Origin of the sequence: Hyphobacterium sp., assembly GCF_965229905.1 — a bacterium.
Lineage (GTDB): Bacteria > Pseudomonadota > Alphaproteobacteria > Caulobacterales > Maricaulaceae > Hyphobacterium.
In genome coordinates this window covers 2,470,913-2,490,108 of sequence record NZ_OZ245930.1, presented here as the reverse complement: position 1 = coordinate 2,490,108, position 19,196 = coordinate 2,470,913, and the positions used below count along the sequence as shown (strand labels likewise).

Below are 19,196 nucleotides of genomic sequence, written 5' to 3'. Positions count from 1 at the left end.
GAAATCTCTCCGTCAAATGGTCTGGATGAGCGCCCGGATGCGCAGGACGCCGTGGGCAAGCCGATTATCCTGGGCACCGAAAACATCGGCATAGACAGCGCGGCAGGACACCAGCTCGTAGCCTCCGTCCAGCGTCATGTCCGCCTCGTGCACCACCGCGCGGATGATGCCGAGCATGACTTTCGTCTCGCGCCGCCCGGTATCGCGGGTCCAGAGGTGCAGCGTCAGCCGGTGCTCGATAAGATCCGCGTCGAGCGCATCGCGCGGCTCGCTGACCGCCCGCCCCGCGGCGAGATAAGGATAGGCCGCGCCATTGGGCGCCGCATCAAAGACCCGCGCCGGATCGCCGAGCACGGCCTGCACGTCTACATCAGCCGCAAGCCGCGCCAGCACCGCATCCTGGAAGGCGGCTTCGGCGCTCACAGCCGCACCCGTTTATAGGGGGCGAGGAGTCCCTGTACGGCCATCGGCAAGGGCCGCTCCGCCCCACCTTCGCGGTTGAGATAGGCATCGGCCGCCAGCCGTAGAACGGCTTCGCGCAACGTTTCAGGGACGTCTTCTGGCGCAGCGCCATACCCGGCGTCGAACACGATCTCGATCCCGGCCATGCGCCGCCCTGGTATCGGGAACGCACCGGAGCGCACGGCGATCCGGCCCGGATCGGCAGCGGTATCGACGAAATACTCTTCTGCCGGCCAGAGCGTGCCGGTATCCTCGGCATCGAACAGCGTCACCGACGAAACAGCGACGAGCGGCGGCATCACGAGCCGGAATTGCATTCCGCCCGCCGCCCGCCGGCCGGGCAGATCCCAGCGGTCGAGCGTCTCGCGATAGGTCCGCGCGATCAGCGCCCGCCCGGTCTCGGCCTCGACGCGCTGTCGCGCCGCGGCAACGAGCTGCGCGATCAAGGCGTCTTCATGATCGGTCGCGACGCGCGCGAAGGCCTTTGCATCGGCCAGCGCAACGGGCTCGACCGCCGGCGGCGTGACGAGTTGGAGAGTCATTGAGATATCTCCCGAAAAGAATGCGGCGGCGGGGATCGCCCGCCGCCTTGTCAACTCCCTTACGACAAGCCGAACTTCATCAGCTTGATGGCGTTGAAATCCTGCACCCCGCCGCCGACACGCTTGGTCGTGTAGAACAAGACGTAGGGCTTGGCCGAATAGGGATCGCGCAGCACCTGCACGCCCTGGCGATCGACCACCAGATAACTGCGGCGGAAATCGCCGAAGGCAATGGCGAAGGCATCCGAGCCGATATCCGGCATCTCCTCGGCCTCCGTCACCGGATAGCCGAGCAGCGTCGCCGGCCCGCCCGACGACAGTGCCGGCTGCCAGATATAATCGCCGTTTGCGTCCTTGAACTTGCGCACGGTCGAGACCGTCTGCCGGTTCATCACGAAGCGCGCATTGCTGCGATAGCCGGGCTTGGGCGCATAGACGAGGTCAATGAGATCATCGACCGGATCGCTCGCCGCGAAATCGCCGTCCACACCGGTCGCGACATAGCCGATCTCGCCCCACACCGCCGAGGCGTTCGCCGTCTTGGTATAGGCGAGGAAGCCCTTCGGCCGGTCCGTACCGCTGCCATTGACGAAGGCGTCGCCTTCCTGCGCCGCGAACACGTCCTGCACCTCTTCGGCCAGCCATTGGTCGATATCGACCAGTGCATCGTCGAGAAGCTGCGTCGTCGCCGCCGGCATGGCGTAAAGCTCGGCTGTCGGAAAATCCAGGAGATCGAGCGTCGGACTGCCAGTCTCAGGCCGCGCCGCGGTCTCCGACACCCAGCCGGTCGCCGCCCCGCCGAGGCTGATCGGCTTTTTGAACGTGTGCGCCGTGGTCTGTTTCACGCTGGCAATGGCGCGGATCGGCGACGCGCCGGTCAGCAAACGGTCGATCAGCGCTTCGGTCTCGGCCGGCGCGACATAGCCGCCATCGGCATTCGACCCCGCCGACAGCGACTTGCCCTCGATCAGGCGCGCGGCCTCGCCGGTGCGCAGATAACCCTCCCAGGCCGCGTCGGTCTCGCCCCGCTGTTTCGCTTCGAGCCCGGGCCGAGCGGCATCCAGCGCCAGCCGGTCGAGCCGGGCCTGCGCCGTCGTCAGCGCATTGTCGATGCGCGCCAGCTTTTCTTCGAGCAGCGGATCGGCGGCAGTCTTCGCCTCGATCTCGTCGAGCCGGCGGTCATTGGCATCCTTGAACGCCTCGAAGGCGCACAGCACCTCACCCAGCGCCGCACGCGTTTCCGCTGACGGCGCCGCCATCTTGGTTTCCTTCGTCATGTGGGTCCTCTTGTTTGACGATGACTAAGCGGCCCGTGCCGCAGGCGCCGCGATGCGCAGGCGCGCTTGCGGCAACATCGGGAAGGTCACGATGGAGACTTCCCAGAGATCGAGTTCGATAAGTTCGCGCCCGCCCGCGGGCCGCGGCGCCGACCGGGCGGTTCGAAATCCGATCGACAACCCGTCGACCGCGCCCTGGCGGATCAGTTCGGCCGTCGCCCGGCCACGCGGGCCGGCGTTCAGCACCCGGCCGGAGACGAACAGGCCGCGATCATCCTCGCGGATCGTCTCCCAAACACCGACCGGTTCCCCGGCATCGTGCTGGAACAGCATGCGGACATGTTTCGCGCCGCGCTGCCTCAAGCCCCGCGAAAAGGCGCCGGGCCGGACGACATCCCGATTCAGATCCGCCACGCCGAACAGGCTCGCATAGCCGTCAATTTGCAGCGGCGCCGTTTTCGTCATGTGGATGGTCCTTAATTCCGCTCATCAAGCCGGCGCTCGATCCGGTTCAGCGCATCGCGCGCCTGCTGGATCTGCACTTCCAGCCGTGCCAGGCGTTCGCTGGCGGTTTCGAAAGCCGCAGCGTCCGCTTCCAGCCGGTTGAGGCGTTCGCTGGCCGCACCGGCCCAGATCAGCGCCCCGCCCGTCTGCATGACCAGCGCAAACACCACGCCCAGCGTCACCGAGCGCTCCAGCCGCCAGCCGGTCATGACGTCTCCGGCAGGCCGAGCAGGCGGCGCTTTTCATTGTCGGTCAGGAAGTCAGCGCCGCTGACCCGCGCCCAGTCGGCGGCCCGTTCACCGGCCAACGCCGGCAGCGCCGAGACATCGGCCACGATCTCGAACGGCATCTCATACCAGGGCGACAGCCAGCCGGTCAGCGCGCGCGCCGTCTTGCGCACCAGAGGCAGCACGGTCTGGCGCCAAAAGGCGAGATTCGCCTCCTTGTAGTTCGCATGCGTATTATCTCCGGGAAGGCCCAGCAGCAAAGGCGGCACGCCAAAGGCCTGGGCGATCTCGCGCGCGGCTTCCCGGCGCGCCTGGATGAAATCCATATCGGCCGGCGACAGCGCCATCGGCTTCCAGTCGAGCCCGCCTTCCAGCAGCATCGGCCGCCCGGCATTGGCGGGGCCGGTATAGGCATCGCCCAGCTCGGCTTTCAGCCGGTCGAACTGGTCCTCGGTGAGGTTCGACCCTTCCCCGGCATTGAAGATCAGCGCGCCAGACGGCCGCGCCGCATTGTCCAGCAATGCCTTGGCCCAGGCCGCCCCGGCATTATGCACATCAACCGCTGCGGCCGCCGCTTCCAGCGGGCTCAGCCCGTAATGGTCATCGCGCGGATGGAAGAGCCGCAAATGGCTAATGGGCGAGCGCCCGCTCGCGCGGTCACGGGTGAACGTGACTTTGCGGCCATTGGCCGAATACTCCCAGCCATCCGGCCAGCCCCGCCGCCCGGGCAGGACGCGCATTCTGTCTGGCCTCAGCGAAAACAATTCGCGCGGCTGCCCGTCCAGCGATGCCAGCTCGGCATAGGCATTGCCAGAAATCTGCAGAAAGCCGTAATGCGTTTCGAGGAATTCCTGTGCTGACTGGTCCGGATTGGGTTGCGCCAGGAGCTGTGCCACCGGATGGGCCCGTTCGCCCACCGCTTGCACGGTGAGCGGCGTCGCGGCGGCTGCCTCGGCGATCAACCGCACGCAGCGATGCACGATCGGATTGCGCGCAAACCCGTCGCGCGCCAGCGCTGCGTAATCGCGCACCGGCCAAGCAGCCCGCGCGCCGAAATTCAGCGCGATTAGCGGCTTGGCGGCCGATGTCTTGGTGGTGAGCCCGAAACGCCGGGCGAGTGTATCGAGCATGTCTTTCTCACAAGGGCCGCAAACGCGGAGCGCCGCGCGGCGTCATCAGCAATTCGGTGATCGCCCAGACCAGCGCATCGACGCGGTCCGGGCTCTGCGATCCGGCCTCCGGCGATCCGAAAGCGCACATCTGGTCTTCCAGCGCCGCAAAGCGCCCGGCATGGCGGACCCGTCCGGCGGCATAGAGCGCCGCGACCGGTTCGGCGCGCGCCCGCTTGCCGCGGCTCGCCCGCACCAGCTTGACCGGCAGGCCCGGCCGGGCCGCGCGCAGGACAGCAGCGACCATGTCGCCACCCTGATTACACTCGGCGACGATGCAGTCGGCCTCGAAGCCTTCGAAGGCCGCCGCGACGGCCTCCGCCCAGGCCGAAGGCTTGGCCGGGCCGAAGGAGCGATCGGCCAGGATGGTGGCTGTTCGATCGCTGCCTTCGCCCGACGCGCCTGCCACCACGATCCCGCATTCATCCGAACGGTCATGGCCGGTCGCGGGAGGATCGACCGCCACGACAATGCGTTGCGGGTCGACGGGTCCGGGGCAGCAGGCGTTTTCAATGTCTTTTCGTGTCCACAGCGCACCTTGCGGATCGTCGATCAGCAGGCCGTCCAACTCCTGTCGCCCCAGTAGGGAGCCGCCGTAAGCAGCCTGCATCGCCGGCAGGAACGTCACAGCCAGATTGGCGCGGTTCTCGATCGTGCCGGCATGCGTCACCACAACGCCGGGGCGTTTCACCAATGACTTCACAGCCGGGATGGGCCGCGGCGTGGTGGTCAGCGCCAGCCTCGGCTTGTCGCCCAGGCGCAAGCCCATCAGCAGCGTATCGAGCGTCGCTTGCGGATGACTCCACGCCGCGAACTCGTCACCCCAGGCGGCAAAAAACTGCGGGCCACGCAGGCTGTCCGGATCCTCGGCTGAAAAGGCAAAGCCTTCCGCCCCGTTCGGCCAGACCAGCCGGCGCCGCGAACTCTCATAGACCGGCCGTTCCGCTTCTTTTCCGATGTTGCGCAGGCCGGACGGCCCGTTGATCATCACCTCGCGGGCATCATTGAGTGTCGGCGCTATCAGCGCGACCCGGCGGCAACCGCCGGCGATTTGCGCCCTGATCCATTCCGCCCCGGCGCGGGTTTTGCCGGCCCCGCGTCCGCCGAGGAACAGCCAGATGGACCACTCATCTTCCGGCGGCACCTGTCCGGTCTGCGCCCAGAACGCCCATTCATCGAGGATCGATTTCGTCGCCTTCGCCCTGGCGAGAAACCGGCGGTAATCCGTGGGCTCGGCGCAGGCTTGCAAAGCGGCGCTCGAGTTCGGCGTGCGCGCTGTCAATCTCTTCTGTCTCCGCCGTATCCGTGTCAGGTGCGATCGTCCGGGTCAGGTCCTTTTCGAGCCGCATCAGCATGTCGAGCGCCCGCATCTGCTTGATCGCGGCATCGATGTTCCCCTCCAGTAAAACGTGTTCGGCCCGGACCAGTTCGCGGCGGACCGCCTCGGCGTGATGCCGCGCACGAACGGCTGGACTATCCTGCCGGCACAGGTGCATCCGGTTCCGGATCCAGCGTTCGGTATACCCGGCATGCCGCGCAATCTCGGCCGCGGTCATGCCGGCCTCGTACTGGCGGGCATAGGCCTCCCAGTCGACCCGGTCGCGCCGCCGCTTCGCCAGTTTTTCGACCATGCCGGTTTATAGCCCGGTCACCGCGCACTCTGGATTGTTTGCCGGAAGTTTCCTGCAGCCCTTGGAAAAACCGCCGTGATTTTTGATAGCCGGCGCGGATAAGCGGCTATTTGTCCCCGCTTTCGCCCGGCCAGTCGCGGATGAAGTCTTCGAAATCGTCGTCGTCAACCAGCAATTCGCTCGAAACCTGGCCGCGCACCGACATTCCCGCCTTGAATGTGCTTTGCGAATCGCCGGTCACCAGCGGATGCCAGTCCGGCAAATCCTGGCCTTCATGGATCAGCCGGTAGGCGCAGGTTTTCGGCATCCAGGCCAGCCGGCCGATATTATCCGGCGTCAACACCACGCAGTCCGGAACCCGCGCGGCCCGATTGGCGTAATCCCGGCATCGTCCGCTGGCACTGTCGTATAGCCGGCAGGCCAGGGAGGTCAGGAAGCGGTCGCCCGCCTCATCCTCGAGCTGGACCAGACAACACTTGCCGCAACCATCGCACAGCGACTCCCATTCGCTGCGCGTCATCTCTTGCAGTGATTTCACTTTCCAGAACGGGTCGCTAGACATTATCGCCTGATACTCGCCATCTTTTTCTGGCCAAACCCGGCCCGGACGCCACATGACGCCATTCAGAGCCGACCTTCTAGCCGAAAACCGGCGCCGCCGGGAGCGCATTGCCTGGACCGTGACCATCGTGTTCTCGATTCTGGTCATCGGTGGCGGGGCCGTGACCGGCGCATTCTGGCGCTGGGCGTTCTCCGACATTCCCGACCTGCCGGAAAACCTGGAAATCCTCTGGGATGTCCGCCGCGAAAGCTCAATCACGCTTCTTGACCGCGACGGCGACGTCATCGATGTCCGAGGTCCGCTCTACGGCGCGCCGGTACGCATCGGCGATCTGCCGGACCATGTCGCTCAGGCCTTCATCGCTATTGAAGACCGGCGATATTACGAGCATTCAGGTGTCGATGTCTGGGGTGCCTTGCGGGCCGTTTTCGCGAACTTGCGCGCCGGCACGACGGTCCAAGGCGGTTCGACCATCACCATGCAGCTGGTGAAGAATCTGGTGCTGACACCGGAACGCTCGCTGCGCCGCAAGATCCAGGAAATGCGCCTCGCCATTCAGCTCGAGCGCGAGTTGACCAAGGACGAGATCCTTCAGCTTTATCTCAACCGCATCTATTTCGGTGCCGGGGCTTACGGAATCGAAGCCGCCGCCCGGCGCTATTTCGACACCACGGCCGCCGAGCTGACACTGGCCGAAGCCGCGATGCTGGCCGCCCTGCCAAAAGCGCCCAGCCGGCTCGATCCGACCAGCAATCTGGCGGCAGCCCAGCAACGCGCCGCCATCGTGCTTGATGCGATGCTGCTATCCGGCTTCATCACGAGAGAGGAGCGCGCAGCCGCGCAGGCCGATCCGGCCAATCCCATACAGCGCCAGCCCGACGAACTGCGCGATCCGGTGGTCTTCGGTCATGTCTTCGATCTGGCGGTATCGGAAGCCCAGGATCGGCTCGGCGAGCTGCCCTCGGACGCCATCATCCAGGTCGCCATCGATTCCGATCTGCAGGAGATCGCGCACGATGCGCTCACCGCACGCATGCAGGCCGAGAGCGAAACCGAAAATGCCGGCGAAGCGGCGCTCGTGGCGCTTTCGCCCGACGGCCAGGTGCGCGCCATGATCGGCGGCCGCGACTATCTCGCCAGCCAGTTCAACCGGGCAGCGCAGGCCCGCCGCCAGCCAGGTTCCGCCTTCAAGCCCATTGTCTTTCTCGCAGCACTTGAGCGCGGCGCCTCTCCGTTCAGCGTCTATTATGACGAGCCCATCGATCTCGAAGGCTGGCAGCCGCGCAATTTCGGCGGCGATTATCGCGGCCGCGTGTCCATGCGCGAAGCCTTGCGCCGCTCGATCAACACCGTCGCCGCCCAGATTGGCGACGAGGTCGGCCCGGAAGCACTGGTCGACATGGCACAACGCCTGGGAATTCAAACCGAACTGCCGCCCCTGCCGGCGCTGGCCCTGGGCGCGGTCGAAGTCACCCTGCTGGAAATGACCACCGCCTACGCCACCATCGCCAATAGCGGCATGCGAAGGCAGCCAGTCTTCCTTTTGCGCATATCGAACTCACGCGGCGAAACCTTGTGGGAAGCCGATCCCGCGGCCGCCGAGCGCACGGTCGAAGAGGCCGATGTGCTGACGCTGTCGACGATGATGCAGGACATCGTGCTCAACGGTACCGGCACCAATGCGCGCCTTGCCGACCGTCCGTCCGCGGGCAAGACCGGCACCAGCCAGTCCTTCCGGGATGCCTGGTTCATCGGGTACACTGCCGATTACGTTGCTGGCGTCTGGGTCGGCAATGACGACGACACGCCGACCCGAAACGTCACCGGCGGCGGCCTGCCGGCGCGCATCTGGCGCGACTTCATGACGGCCGCCCATGCCGATCTGCCGGCTCGCCTGCTGGCGGCGCCGGCGCCGCGTGAACGATCCGCCCATGAGGAAAGACTGGCAGCGTTTTATTCGGACCTGACCAATGCGTTCGAAGCCGAGGCCGAGCGCGTCCCCTAGCGCGAGGACAATTCCGAACGCAGCGCTTTCAGCTCTGCCCGGATCTCGGCCAGTTCGGAATGCAGCATGTCACGGTCGGCGGCCGCCTCGGCTTCGCTCTTGATCGCGCGTTCTTCCTCTTCGTCGAAATGCTTCGACTGCAGGCTGTCGACGATCACCGCGATGAACATGTTGAGCACCGCAAAACTGGTGAGAACGATAAAGACCAGGAAGAACAGCCAGGCAAACGGATATTGCTCCATGGTCGGCCGCGCCACATCCATCGCCCAGCCTTCCAGCGTCATCACCTGGAACAGGGTGAAGGCCGACCCGCCCAGCGTGGCGAACATCGGCTCGCTCTCGCCGAACAGCTTGGTCGCCATCACCGCCGAGACGTAGAACATCAGCGCCAGCACAGCGAGAATCGCGCCCATGCCAGGGATCGCCTTCATCAGCGCCTCGACGACTTTGCGCATGTCCGGCATCACCGAGAACAGGCGGAACACCCGCAAGATCCGCATGGCGCGGAGTACCGAGAACGGTCCGGCATTCGGGATCAGCGAAATCGACACGATGATGAAGTCGAACCAGTTCCAGCCACTGCGGAAGAAGCGCGGACCGTAAGCCACAAGCTTCAGCGTTAGCTCAACGACGAAAATACCGACGATGATGCTGTCGACCAGCGGAAGGGCCGTCGCCAGCCACGGCGTTTCGACCGGATAGGTCTCCAGCCCCAGCGTCACGGCATTCACCAGGATCAGGCCGGTGATGAAATTCACGAAGACCGGCGATTCCACCATGCGGACCAGCCGGTCGCGCCAGCCCTGGTTTGCCTGTTGTGTCATGATGCGAAGCCCCTTCAGATTGCCGTCTGATTATCGCCGCGAGCTTCGCAACGCAACGCCGCATGATACGTCGGTATTTACCAATTGCCGCCACCGTTTCTTTACGGATTCCCGGATAAATGGTGCTGGCAAAACGCGCGGCGGGCTTCATGACAGTCGAAACGAACCTCCATAAACTGGTTGATCTTGCGAAGGAAAAATCCAGCGACCGGCGGCGTCAATTGTTGCGCGAGGTGACCCATCACTTTTTCGACGCAACACCGGCGATCCGGTCTGCGGCTCATTCCGAGTATGACGCCGTCCTCTCGCGCTTGGCGGCCGACACCGCTCAAGACGCCCGCGAAGAGCTGGCCGCCCGCTTCGCCGACGCACCGGAAGCCCCGCATGGCCTGGTCCTGCAATTGGCGCGCGACGTGATCGATGTGGCGGCGCCGATCCTGCAGAAATCCGCCGCCCTTACCGACGAAGACCTCCTCGCCATCGCCCAGGAAAGCAGCGGCTCGCATCTCGAAGCCATCACCCGCCGCGAGGCCGTACCCGAAGCGGTGTCCGACACCATCGTGCGCCGCGGCGACGACAATGTCGTGGTCTCGCTGGTCCGCAATCGCGGCGCGCAGATTTCACGCGAAGCGTTCGAAACGATCACCGAACGCGCGGAGGTGAATCCGGATCTGCATGCCCCGCTGGTCGATCGGCGGGAAATGCCGACCGACCTGCTCAATGATTTGATGGCCGTTGTTGAAACCCGCCTTCGCGACCGCATCCTCGAGAAGTTTGACGGCATTGATCCTAACGAGCTTCAACAAGCGATCGACGCCTCTCACGCCCGCCTCGAAGCGCGCCTGTCCGGCGACAAGGATGTTGACGAAGCGCGGCGCTTCATCAACGGCATGAAGTTGCGCCGCCAGCTGGACGGAGCCCTGGTCGTCAAACTGCTGCGTGAAGGTCACATCCTGCGCTGCGCAGCCGGCCTTGCCGTCCTGACCGATATTGATCTCGCCACCGCCAAACAGGCGCTCGAAAGCCCGAGCATCGACCCGCTCTGCCTGGTATGCCGCGCCGGCGGGCTGGACCGTTCGCTGTTCGTGACGCTCGCCGTTTTGCGCAACGCCGGAAACGGCGATGCCCTGCGCGATGCCCGCGAATACGGCCGCATCTTCGATGAACTTTCGGAACGCGAAGCCCAGCGCGCGATGCGCTTCATGCTCCTGCGCAAGAAAGCCGAAGCCGCCTAACCGTCGCCCTTGCCGTCATCGGCAGTCGCGCGCTGCGCCTGCTCGGCCTGCAATTCCGGCGGCAGAAAGACCTCGGACCCGTCATCCATGTAGAGGGTCTGCGACGGGAAGGCGAAGCCGGTCCCGGCCTCTTCCACGATCTTCTTGAGCTCGAACGCCAGGGCTTCCTTGATCCGCAGCCACTCCGTCCAGTTGGTGGTGACGGTGAAGGCATAGAGCTTGAAGTCGATCGAGGACGGCCCGAAGGAATCGACCCGCATGAAGGTCGTCACTTCCGGCGGCTTGGCGAATTCCGGATGGTTGAGCACATAATCCAGCGTCTTGTCGCGGATATAGGCAAGCTGTTCGGTGGTCGTCTTGTATTCCACCCCGATCACCCAGCTGATGCGGCGATGCGTCATGCGCGAGAAATTGGTGACGGCATTGTCCGACAATTTCGCGTTCGGCACATAGACCGGCCCCTTGTCGAACCGCCGCACGACCGTCGAGCGGAAATTAATCTTCTCGACCGTGCCCTCGACGACGCCGTCGACCATCACCCAATCGCCCGGCAGGAAACGCCGCTCAGTCAGGATCAGAACCCCGGCAATCAGATTTTTGAACAGATCCTGCGCACCCAGGCCCACCGCGACGCCGAACAGGCCGAGGCCGGCGACAATCGGGCCGACCGGGATCGACCAGATTTCTAGAACCGCCGCGGCACCGATAATGATGAACAGGATGCGCATCGCCTTCGTCATCCAGTCGATCATGACCGGCGTCAGCGATGACGTGATCACGTCGAGCCCGTTGGCGACGGGCGTGACCGCGTTATGCAGCGCCCAGAACAACGAGATGGCTATCAAAGACTGGGTAATCCGCGCCCCAATGGTCTCGGCACCGCCATAGCCGAGGATCAGGGTCGCGACGAACACGCCGAGGACGACCGGTACCAGTTGGAACGGCCCGGCCAGCGCATCGACGACCGCATCGTCAAGCTCTGTCTGGGTCCGCCGCACCAGCCGCCGCAAGAGCGCAACGAGCCATGTCGCCACCAGCCCGCGCAACAGCAGACCGCCAAGGATGGCCAGGATCGCCAGAAGCCCCTGCCCCACAGAAGCGCCGAGAAAGCTCGTATTCCAGACGTCGATGACCAGCGTCCAGAACTCGTTCGCCGCCTCTGCGCTTTGCTCAACCAGCGTGGTGTCGTTCGCACTCATCGGTTTCGTTCCTTCGCCCGCAGGAATGCGATGTCCGGCCACTTCTCCTCGGAATAACCGACCTCCCAGGCCGATTTCGCAAGAAAAACCGGGTCACCGTCAATGTCTTCGGCCATGGCGCTTTTATGGCGGTCGCCGAACTTCTCGATCTCGGCATCCGGTCCCGAGAGCCAGCGCGCGGTCTCGTAAGGCGCCGCCTCGAACGTCACGTCGATTCCGTATTCCGCCGACACGCGTTCGGCCATCACCTCGATCTGCAGCTGTCCCACCGCGCCAACGATGAAGTCGCCGCCAATGATCGGGCGGAACAGCTGCGTGACGCCTTCTTCGGCCAGGGATTCCAGCGCTTTCTTGAGGTGTTTTGCCTTCAGCGGATCGGCGAGGCGCGCGCGCCGCAGGATTTCCGGCGCAAAGTTCGGAATGCCGGCGAACAGTACTTCCCCGCTCTCGCTAAGACTGTCGCCGACCCGCAGCAAGCCATGATTGGGAATGCCGATGACATCGCCCGCGAAAGCCTCGTCAGCAATCTCCCGGTCCTGCGCAAAGAACATGATCGGCGAGGACACGGTCAGTGACCGGCCCTTGTCGGTTTTCAGCTTCATACCGCGCTTGAACCGCCCCGATGTCAGGCGGACAAAGGCCACGCGGTCGCGGTGGTTCGGATCCATGTTCGCCTGCACCTTGAACACGAAGCCCGAGACTTCCTTGTCGTCCGGCGCGACCTCGCGCTCGGTTTTCTTGACCACGGCTTTCTCGACCTGCGGTCCTGGCGCCATTTCGGCCAGCGCGTCGAGCAGTTCGACAATGCCGAAACGGCGCAGCGCGGATCCGAAATAGACCGGTGTCAGATGCCCTTCCTCATAGGATCGCTGATTGAAGGGCGGACACAGCTCGCGGGCCATGTCGACGCCTTCGGACAGCTCCGCATAGACATCGTCGGACAGCAGGCTTTCTACGTCCCCCGCCGGGACCGGCGCCCCTGACGCCATCTCGCCCTCTTCCGGGCGGAAGGGAATGAACTGGTCACGCGCCAGGTCCATCACCCCGCCGAAGCGTTGACCGGAAGCGGCCGGCCACTGCATCGGCGCCGTATCGAGCGCCAGCTTGTCCTGAATGTCATCAAGCAGAGCTTCGGGGGCCAGCGCCTCCCGGTCGAGCTTGTTGATAAAGGTCAGGATCGGAATATCCCGCAACCGGCAGACCTCGACCAGTTTCAGCGTCCGCGGCTCCACGCCACGGGCCGCATCCAGCACCATGATCGCACTGTCGGCGGCTGTCAGCGTACGATAGGTGTCTTCCGAGAAGTCTTCGTGGCCCGGCGTGTCGAGCAGGTTGAACGTCAGTCCCTTGTGCTCATAGGTCATGACCGAGGCCGAGACGGAAATGCCACGGTCCTGTTCGATCTTCATCCAGTCCGAGCGTGTGCGGCGGTTCTCACCTCGCGCCCGCACCTGGCCAGCCAGGCGGATCGAGCCTGCTGCATAAAGCAGGTTTTCCGTCAGCGTCGTCTTACCGGCGTCCGGATGGGAGATAATCGCGTAGGTCCGGCGCTTGGACCATTCGCCATTGGTGTTCGAAGTGCTCATCTATGTCTGGATCGTTGCTGAACCCGCGCGGAGGTAACGGGGACAGCCCACAGATGCAAGCCTGCACTGCCTATTCGACGGGTTCCGTCAGAAAATGCCGGCCCCGCCGGTCTTCGAGCTCGACCACCCAGAGATCCGGATCATCGTTAAGCCGGCGGCGGCAATAATCGTCGATATCGGCTTCCGGCACCGCCTCGTTTCCCAGCGGACGCATCCAGATGCGGTTGCCGTCCAGATCGCGCGCCGGCGCATAGAGTTCCGCCGTGCCGTCGAGACGCGCCACGCGCAACAATACCGCGCCGGCATCAGGGTCGCCACGTGTCAGCACGCCGCCCATGACACCTTCAACCTGTGCGCGTCTTAGCAGCGCCTGCACCCAGATTTCTGCCTTAATTTGACTCATTTTCATTGATGGCCGGTCAATTGCTTAATAATATGTAAATGGGTGGGGAGCGTATCATGTCAGATCGTGTTGTGCGTTGTATTCTTTGGGCTATCGCTGGCCTGATGGCCGCAAGCGCGTCTGCGCAAAGCTCCGAAGAAACGTCCACGATCGAAACACCGCTTACGAATCTGTCCCATTCTGTCACCGATCTGATCATTGATCCTGAATCGGGTGACGGCAGGGTGCAGTTCGCCATTTCACCCCAGGCCAGCCCGCTTGATGGCCGGCTATTCCTTGGCCTGGAGCCGTTGGGCGATGACGCACCCGGACTGATCGTGGTGGTCAATGACAGCCGTGCCGTCCGTATCGCTCCGAGCCCGGCCGCGATGACGGCCGAAATCGAATTGCCACCGCATGTCTTGTCGCCGGGCACTAACATTATCACCCTCGCCCTGGAAGATGACGAGACCACGGGCTGGCGCCTTGATGCAGCGCACTCCCGGCTGCGCCTCGCTTATCGGATCGACGGTGCGCTGGGCTCGCTGTCAGACGTCGAAGCGGCGCTGGCCGCCGACATTCCGCCACCGGGAGATATTCATATCGAGGATATCGGCCGCGATGTAACGGTCGAAGCGATCGTTGCCCAGGGCACAGCCCTTCGCATGGGGCGCGTGCCGGCCTTTGTCGCAACCGCCGAAGCCGCCGACCTGCGGATCCGTTACGATATCGGTCCAGACAATGGCGGCGCCGAAATACGTTTCGCCCATACTGACGTGCCCGAAATTATCCTGGCCGGCCGACACCAGCAGGATCTTGAAACCGCGGCCCGGCTGTTTGCCAGCCGCTCTCTTCGCCAGGCGGACACGCGCTTTTCCGTCGCCGATGCCCTGTCTGCCGCTGCTATCGGACGCGAAAATACGCGCTTGGCACCGCGCGGAACCACACTTCGGGAATTTGCCGAGGCGCGCGCCCCGTTCGGCGACGGGCGCGGCGCTCAGACCGCGATCGTGATCACCGAAGGGGATGGCGAACAACGCCTCGGCGCGCTGTCGATCATGGCGCGCACGGCAATCGCCCATCAGACCGCCTGGATCTATGCCTGGTATGGCGATGACAGCAATGCGGCACCCGAAAACCGGCACGTCGTCTTTATCGGCGCCGGCGCCCTTTCCGATCGGAACTTGCTGTTGGGAGCGCCGGTCGAGTTTCGCACCGCCTTGCGGGAGGCCGCGACACAGGCCGGCCACCGTAGCGGCCTCCGCCTGTCGTCAGCGGCCTATGCTCATGGCGACAGCCATCCGGCCGGGGTTGCAACCGTATTCACCGACCCGTCCAATCCCAGCCGCTGGATTGCCGGATTTACGGCACCACAGGCGTCGAGCTTCAATCGCGCCTCTGAAATACTTTCGCGCTCCGCACACTGGGGAGCCCTGACCGGACGGGCCGCGCTTTGGGATGAAGATGGCGTGACCGGGTATGACTACAGCGTCGAAGGCACGCCCACCGTGGCGCAGCGGCTCGGCCTGCCGGATTTCAGCATGCGCGAGGTCGCCTTCTTTCTCTTCTTGCTGACCATGTTGTTTGTTCTGCGCGGTGTCTGGCGCAGCCGCCGCGTAAACGACAAATCAAGGGGTTGGCGCTAGCTTCCGGCCTAACAACCGGAGGAAAGCATGCGCCTTCTACTGGCAAGCCTTGCGCTCATGAGCGCAGGCGCCGACGCGCAGACCGCTCGCGACTCATTTGCGCAAAGGGCATTGGCCCGCGCGCTGGACGACCGCTGCGCGCTCTTTTCCGGCAGTGAAAGGATGGCACTGGACGGTGCCTATCTTCAGGTCCGCGGCGATCTTCTGCGTGAAGGCTACACGCCGCATGAGATCGACCACAGCTATGACCGCGTCACGCGGAATGCCGGAAATCGACCGTGCGACGATGAAGGCGTCAGTGCGCTCGCGGCGGATATCCGGTCCGCTTTTGCCGCCTGGCAACTTGAGCGCGCTCAAACCTTCACCGGCGCGCCCTCGCCCTGGCAAGCCTCCCGCCCGTATGCCTATGACAGCTGGCTGATCACCAGTATTGTGTCGAGCACACCGCCGGTCCAGGCCGGTCTTTACCAGCTGGACGGCGACGCCGCGCTGACCGTCGCGACACCGGCCAATGCGGATATCGCGTCGCTGGCGCTGATCATGCGCGATCCGGCGGAAATGCCCGGCCTCCACGATTCGACCTTGGGCGGCTTGCTGAGCCCGGAAGGCCTTCCGGGCTGGACAAATTTCGTGCCCCCGCCGGACGCAGTCGCCCGGCATCTGCCGGCTTCCCGGCACCGCTCCGGCGAAGCGGAACTGTTCCGTTTTACAGATCAAACACTTGAAGCGCTGACCGCGCTCGATCCCCGCGAAGCCATCCGCATTGAGGCGTTCAGCGCGCTAGGCGAACCGGTATTCGAGGCTTATCTCGGTGTCGGCGATTTCGCCGCGGCTTTGGCCTTTATCCGCTCGTCGCGGGACCTGTCAGCCGGCCGATGAGATCAGGGTTTCGCCTGCCGTCTGCGCGCGCTGGATGCGCGTATGCACTTCCAGCGGCTGCATGTCAGCCGGGGCGTCTTCGCGTTCCGCCACCACCGGCAGACTGACCGAGACCGTGGTCCCTTCGCCCAGCGCGCTGTCGATCGCCATCTCACCGCCATGCATTTGCGCCAGCGCCTTGACCAGCGACAGGCCGAGGCCCGACCCGCGCTCTGCGGAGGTATGGGCGGTAGACGCCTGCTGATAGCGCTCGCCGAGCCGATCCAGCTCGTCCGCCGCAATGCCTGGACCGCTGTCGCCCACCGCAACGGTCAACTGTCCGTTTTCGGCCTTGGCGAGGACGACCACCGCACCGCCCGCCGGTGTGAACTTCACGGCATTTGATAGGAGATTCAGCAGGATCTGCCGGAAGGCACGCCGGTCGGCATACACCGGCAGATCAGCCGGCATATCCGTTTCGATCTCGATGCCCGCATCAACGGCCCGCTGCGACAGCATGCGCACGCACAGATCGATCACGTCTGCGGCATTGAAGTCTTCCTTGACCAGCGAATAGCTGTCGGCCTCGATCTTCGAAAGGTCGAGCACATCGCCGATCAGCTCAAGCAGATGCCGCCCGCTCTCATGGATCAGATCGGCGTATTCGGCATATTTCGCCGGGATCGGCCCGAACAGGCGCGACTTCATCGCGTCTGAAAAACCGATAATTGCGTTCAGCGGGGTCCGGATTTCATGGCTGACCGAGGCCAGGAATTCGGACTTGGCCTGGTTTTCCGCGATCGCGTTATCGCGTTCACGGCGCAGATCCAGCTCCATGTCCGCGGCCATGCCGCGATTTTGCGGCATGATCGCGGTAACCCCGGATGCCGAGCGGAATATTGCCACGGTTTCCGGAACGCCGTCGGCCCCTCTGATGCGCAAGGTCACGAGGCGCTCGCCAGCCCCGGCAAAAGCCGTCTTGTCAGCCATATCGTAGGCAAGGTCGGTTAGCGGCAATCCGGCAATGTCCTTCGGCAGCCCGGGCATCATTCTGTGGGTGACATCCGAAGCCGCGACAATGTCGCCGCGCTTGTCGGCAATCAGCGCGACCGGTGCCCGCCGGAACGCCCGGCTGCGCTGGTTATGCCGGTGTGCCACCGCGTTCAGGATGGCGCGCCGCCGCAGCAACCGGATCGCCGGGAACAAAAATCCGAGGGAATACACCGCCAGGCAGGCGACAAAACCCGGCGCCAGAACGCCAATCGCCGCGGTCGAAACCGGCAGCAATCCGGCCAGTTGAAGCCCGCCGATCAGCACTGCCGTCATGCCGGACAAGGCAGCGCTTTCAATGACGCCACGCCGGTTGGCGAAAGAGGCCATCGCCGCAACCGGCAGCAGAAAGATCATCGCACCCGGTCCGGCCATGCCGCCACTGGCCACAGCCGCCGATGCCGCCAGCGACACCCAGAGCAATGTCAGGACAAGCGTGCCGAACGCTGACGTCTTCCGGTGCGCAAAGATCACGCCGGCGATTCCAGGCAAGGCCGCCGCTCCGAGCGCTGTGGCGGTCAGGACAGATCCCGCCGGCGATGCTGTGATCACGAGGGGGGATACGGCCGCGAGAGTGCCGACCCACGCCAGATGCGTGATCCGTCCGCCTTGGTCGAGAATGCTCTTGATCAGCCGCATGATCCGCGCTCGTCTCCATGAGGGGCGACTCGGCAAGGAGCCACATCACGAGCCTTTCCGCCACCGTTTAACAAGAAGTTAATCCGCGCCGCGATTTCGTTAACGCAACCATTCGTCAAGCCCGATGAAAGAAGTTGAACTGGCGGCTGGCGCTCTCGTGTCAGTCGGGTCAGAATACGGCATTCGCCGCCTGCGGGGCAAAGGAGAATTAGATCGTGTTTAACGCCGTGTTGTCAGCGCTCGCCCTTTTGGCCGCCACCCAAGATAGCGGGCCCGCCACAACGCCCCAGGATCAGCCGGTCTTGCGGCTCGACGCCGCCGAGACCCCCGCGCGCACAAACGAAGACGATATTGTCCTGCGATCCGCCAGCCAATATGCCGGATTTCACCGCACGCTCGGCGAGATCCGCCAGCGCGAAATCACGTCCGGGGCCGTGCTCGACCAATCGATGGACGAGCTTGCCGTCTATCTCGCCCGAGAACGTCTGGTCCGTGCCTGGCTGGCCTATTCCTCGCTGATCGCCGAACAGCATCCGCAATTCCTCGACGATGTGCGCGATGTCGCCGACTATTACGGCCGCGATGCCGCGGTGGCCGCTCTCGCCAACGATCCGGCCTATGCCGGCGCTTTCCGCTATGCCGACCAGGCCAGCGACTCGGTGATCGATGCAATCGAGGAAGACTCCGCAGAAATCGCCGAGATCGGCCAGCAATTCCGCCTCGCCGCCTATGATTTGCAAAGCGAGCGCTGGGCCAACGCTGTGGCGCGCGACCGCCAGAACCGCCTCGCCGCTCTGCGCGATGCGGACAGCATCGCGGCGCCTCTGGCCACCGACCTGTTCTCTACCCAGTTCGTCAGCGAAACGGATATCGGCTCGGCGTCCAGCATGTTCGCATCGCGCCCGATGCCGAGCCTGCCGCCCTCGACCCCCAATCTAAGTCTGGATCCCGACGTGCCTTACGAGCCCGACCGCGTGCGCGTCGGCCGCATCCTGTCAATCGCCGCGCTGCGGGCGATCGGCGACGACAACCGCTTTACCGAAGATTCGCTGCAGACCCTGCTGGCCGACCCGCTCGCCCAGCGCTGTATCGAATGGGCACGGGTCAATCTCGCGCAGTGCGTGGCCGCCGCCCATTTCGAATACGAGGACTCTTTCTGCATCGCCCAACACGCCCTGCTGGACGTTTCACAGTGTCTCGAAGCGGCGCAGGCGCGGCGGGACTGACCGGTCGCGGGCTGGCAGTCCCGATCCGGAACAGGGTAAACACACAGTAAAAAAACATCCCGGCATTTTATTTATTAGAATTCGTCGGATCCGTTTTTGGCTTTATTGGTCATCAAATCGGGAATTATTGGAAAACCGGCGAGGCTTTGGCTAGCCTCTTTCTTGCACTGGG

The 19,196-nt window shown here is 64.2% G+C and carries 19 protein-coding genes; 5 read left to right on the top strand and 14 right to left on the bottom strand.

Going from position 1 to position 19,196, the window contains the following annotated elements; all coding sequences use genetic code 11:
• Positions 1 to 12: 12 nt before the first annotated feature.
• From ACO08C_RS12435 to ACO08C_RS12395, 9 genes are all read right to left on the bottom strand, one after another.
• Complete coding sequence (locus ACO08C_RS12435) at positions 13 to 423, bottom strand: DUF3168 domain-containing protein (protein ID WP_421786015.1); 411 nt, start codon at positions 421 to 423, stop codon at positions 13 to 15.
• The gene (locus ACO08C_RS12430; protein WP_421786013.1) at positions 420 to 1,004 is read right to left on the bottom strand and encodes a head-tail connector protein; all 585 of its coding nucleotides are present in this window, start codon (positions 1,002 to 1,004) and stop codon (positions 420 to 422) included. The genes ACO08C_RS12435 and ACO08C_RS12430 overlap by 4 nt, the downstream gene beginning before the upstream one ends.
• Positions 1,005 to 1,063: 59 nt before the next feature.
• A complete protein-coding gene (locus tag ACO08C_RS12425) occupies positions 1,064 to 2,281 on the bottom strand; it encodes a phage major capsid protein (protein ID WP_421786012.1) in 1,218 nt (405 codons plus the stop codon).
• A gap of 24 nt (positions 2,282 to 2,305) precedes the next feature.
• A complete protein-coding gene (locus ACO08C_RS12420; protein ID WP_421786010.1) occupies positions 2,306 to 2,746 on the bottom strand; it encodes an HK97 family phage prohead protease in 441 nt (146 codons plus the stop codon).
• Between the two features lie 11 nt (positions 2,747 to 2,757).
• Positions 2,758 to 2,994, bottom strand: coding sequence for a hypothetical protein (locus ACO08C_RS12415; protein ID WP_421786008.1), 237 nt, complete (start codon positions 2,992 to 2,994; stop codon positions 2,758 to 2,760).
• On the bottom strand, positions 2,991 to 4,142 hold the full coding sequence (locus tag ACO08C_RS12410; protein WP_421786006.1) for a phage portal protein: 1,152 nt from the start codon (positions 4,140 to 4,142) through the stop codon (positions 2,991 to 2,993). The genes ACO08C_RS12415 and ACO08C_RS12410 overlap by 4 nt, the downstream gene beginning before the upstream one ends.
• 7 nt (positions 4,143 to 4,149) lie before the next feature.
• Positions 4,150 to 5,364 carry a DNA-packaging protein gene (locus ACO08C_RS12405; RefSeq protein WP_421788719.1) on the bottom strand — a complete coding sequence of 405 codons (1,215 nt, stop codon included), beginning with the start codon at positions 5,362 to 5,364 and terminating at the stop codon, positions 4,150 to 4,152.
• Complete coding sequence (locus tag ACO08C_RS12400) at positions 5,354 to 5,812, bottom strand: hypothetical protein (RefSeq protein WP_421786005.1); 459 nt, start codon at positions 5,810 to 5,812, stop codon at positions 5,354 to 5,356. The genes ACO08C_RS12405 and ACO08C_RS12400 overlap by 11 nt, the downstream gene beginning before the upstream one ends.
• A gap of 106 nt (positions 5,813 to 5,918) precedes the next feature.
• Entirely contained in the window at positions 5,919 to 6,374 is a 456-nt protein-coding gene (locus ACO08C_RS12395; protein WP_421786003.1) for a YcgN family cysteine cluster protein, read from the bottom strand.
• A gap of 52 nt (positions 6,375 to 6,426) precedes the next feature.
• On the opposite strand from ACO08C_RS12395, the gene ACO08C_RS12390 reads away from it, so the two are divergent.
• On the top strand, positions 6,427 to 8,379 hold the full coding sequence (locus ACO08C_RS12390) for a transglycosylase domain-containing protein (protein WP_421786002.1): 1,953 nt from the start codon (positions 6,427 to 6,429) through the stop codon (positions 8,377 to 8,379).
• Here ACO08C_RS12390 and ACO08C_RS12385 read toward each other — a convergent pair.
• A complete protein-coding gene (locus tag ACO08C_RS12385) occupies positions 8,376 to 9,203 on the bottom strand; it encodes an ion transporter (RefSeq protein ID WP_421786000.1) in 828 nt (275 codons plus the stop codon). The genes ACO08C_RS12390 and ACO08C_RS12385 overlap by 4 nt on opposite strands.
• A gap of 149 nt (positions 9,204 to 9,352) precedes the next feature.
• Between ACO08C_RS12385 and ACO08C_RS12380 the strand changes: the two genes are divergently transcribed.
• Positions 9,353 to 10,438, top strand: coding sequence for a DUF2336 domain-containing protein (locus ACO08C_RS12380; RefSeq protein ID WP_421785999.1), 1,086 nt, complete (start codon positions 9,353 to 9,355; stop codon positions 10,436 to 10,438).
• Here ACO08C_RS12380 and ACO08C_RS12375 read toward each other — a convergent pair.
• The 3 genes from ACO08C_RS12375 to ACO08C_RS12365 form a co-directional block, all read right to left on the bottom strand.
• On the bottom strand, positions 10,435 to 11,637 hold the full coding sequence (locus ACO08C_RS12375; protein WP_421785998.1) for a mechanosensitive ion channel family protein: 1,203 nt from the start codon (positions 11,635 to 11,637) through the stop codon (positions 10,435 to 10,437). The genes ACO08C_RS12380 and ACO08C_RS12375 overlap by 4 nt on opposite strands.
• Complete coding sequence (locus ACO08C_RS12370) at positions 11,634 to 13,223, bottom strand: peptide chain release factor 3 (RefSeq protein ID WP_421785996.1); 1,590 nt, start codon at positions 13,221 to 13,223, stop codon at positions 11,634 to 11,636. Before ACO08C_RS12370 ends, ACO08C_RS12375 begins: the two co-directional genes overlap by 4 nt.
• 70 nt (positions 13,224 to 13,293) lie before the next feature.
• Complete coding sequence (locus ACO08C_RS12365; RefSeq protein WP_421785994.1) at positions 13,294 to 13,626, bottom strand: DUF1491 family protein; 333 nt, start codon at positions 13,624 to 13,626, stop codon at positions 13,294 to 13,296.
• Between the two features lie 56 nt (positions 13,627 to 13,682).
• On the opposite strand from ACO08C_RS12365, the gene ACO08C_RS12360 reads away from it, so the two are divergent.
• A complete protein-coding gene (locus ACO08C_RS12360) occupies positions 13,683 to 15,251 on the top strand; it encodes a hypothetical protein (RefSeq protein ID WP_421785992.1) in 1,569 nt (522 codons plus the stop codon).
• A gap of 27 nt (positions 15,252 to 15,278) precedes the next feature.
• Positions 15,279 to 16,130, top strand: a complete 852-nt coding sequence (locus ACO08C_RS12355) for a hypothetical protein (RefSeq protein WP_421785991.1) — start codon at positions 15,279 to 15,281, stop codon at positions 16,128 to 16,130.
• On the opposite strand, the gene ACO08C_RS12350 is transcribed toward ACO08C_RS12355, so the two are convergent.
• Positions 16,116 to 17,798 carry a sensor histidine kinase gene (locus ACO08C_RS12350; RefSeq protein WP_421785990.1) on the bottom strand — a complete coding sequence of 561 codons (1,683 nt, stop codon included), beginning with the start codon at positions 17,796 to 17,798 and terminating at the stop codon, positions 16,116 to 16,118. The genes ACO08C_RS12355 and ACO08C_RS12350 overlap by 15 nt on opposite strands.
• A gap of 215 nt (positions 17,799 to 18,013) precedes the next feature.
• Between ACO08C_RS12350 and ACO08C_RS12345 the strand changes: the two genes are divergently transcribed.
• Positions 18,014 to 19,024, top strand: a complete 1,011-nt coding sequence (locus ACO08C_RS12345) for a hypothetical protein (RefSeq protein WP_421785988.1) — start codon at positions 18,014 to 18,016, stop codon at positions 19,022 to 19,024.
• Positions 19,025 to 19,196: the final 172 nt, after the last annotated feature.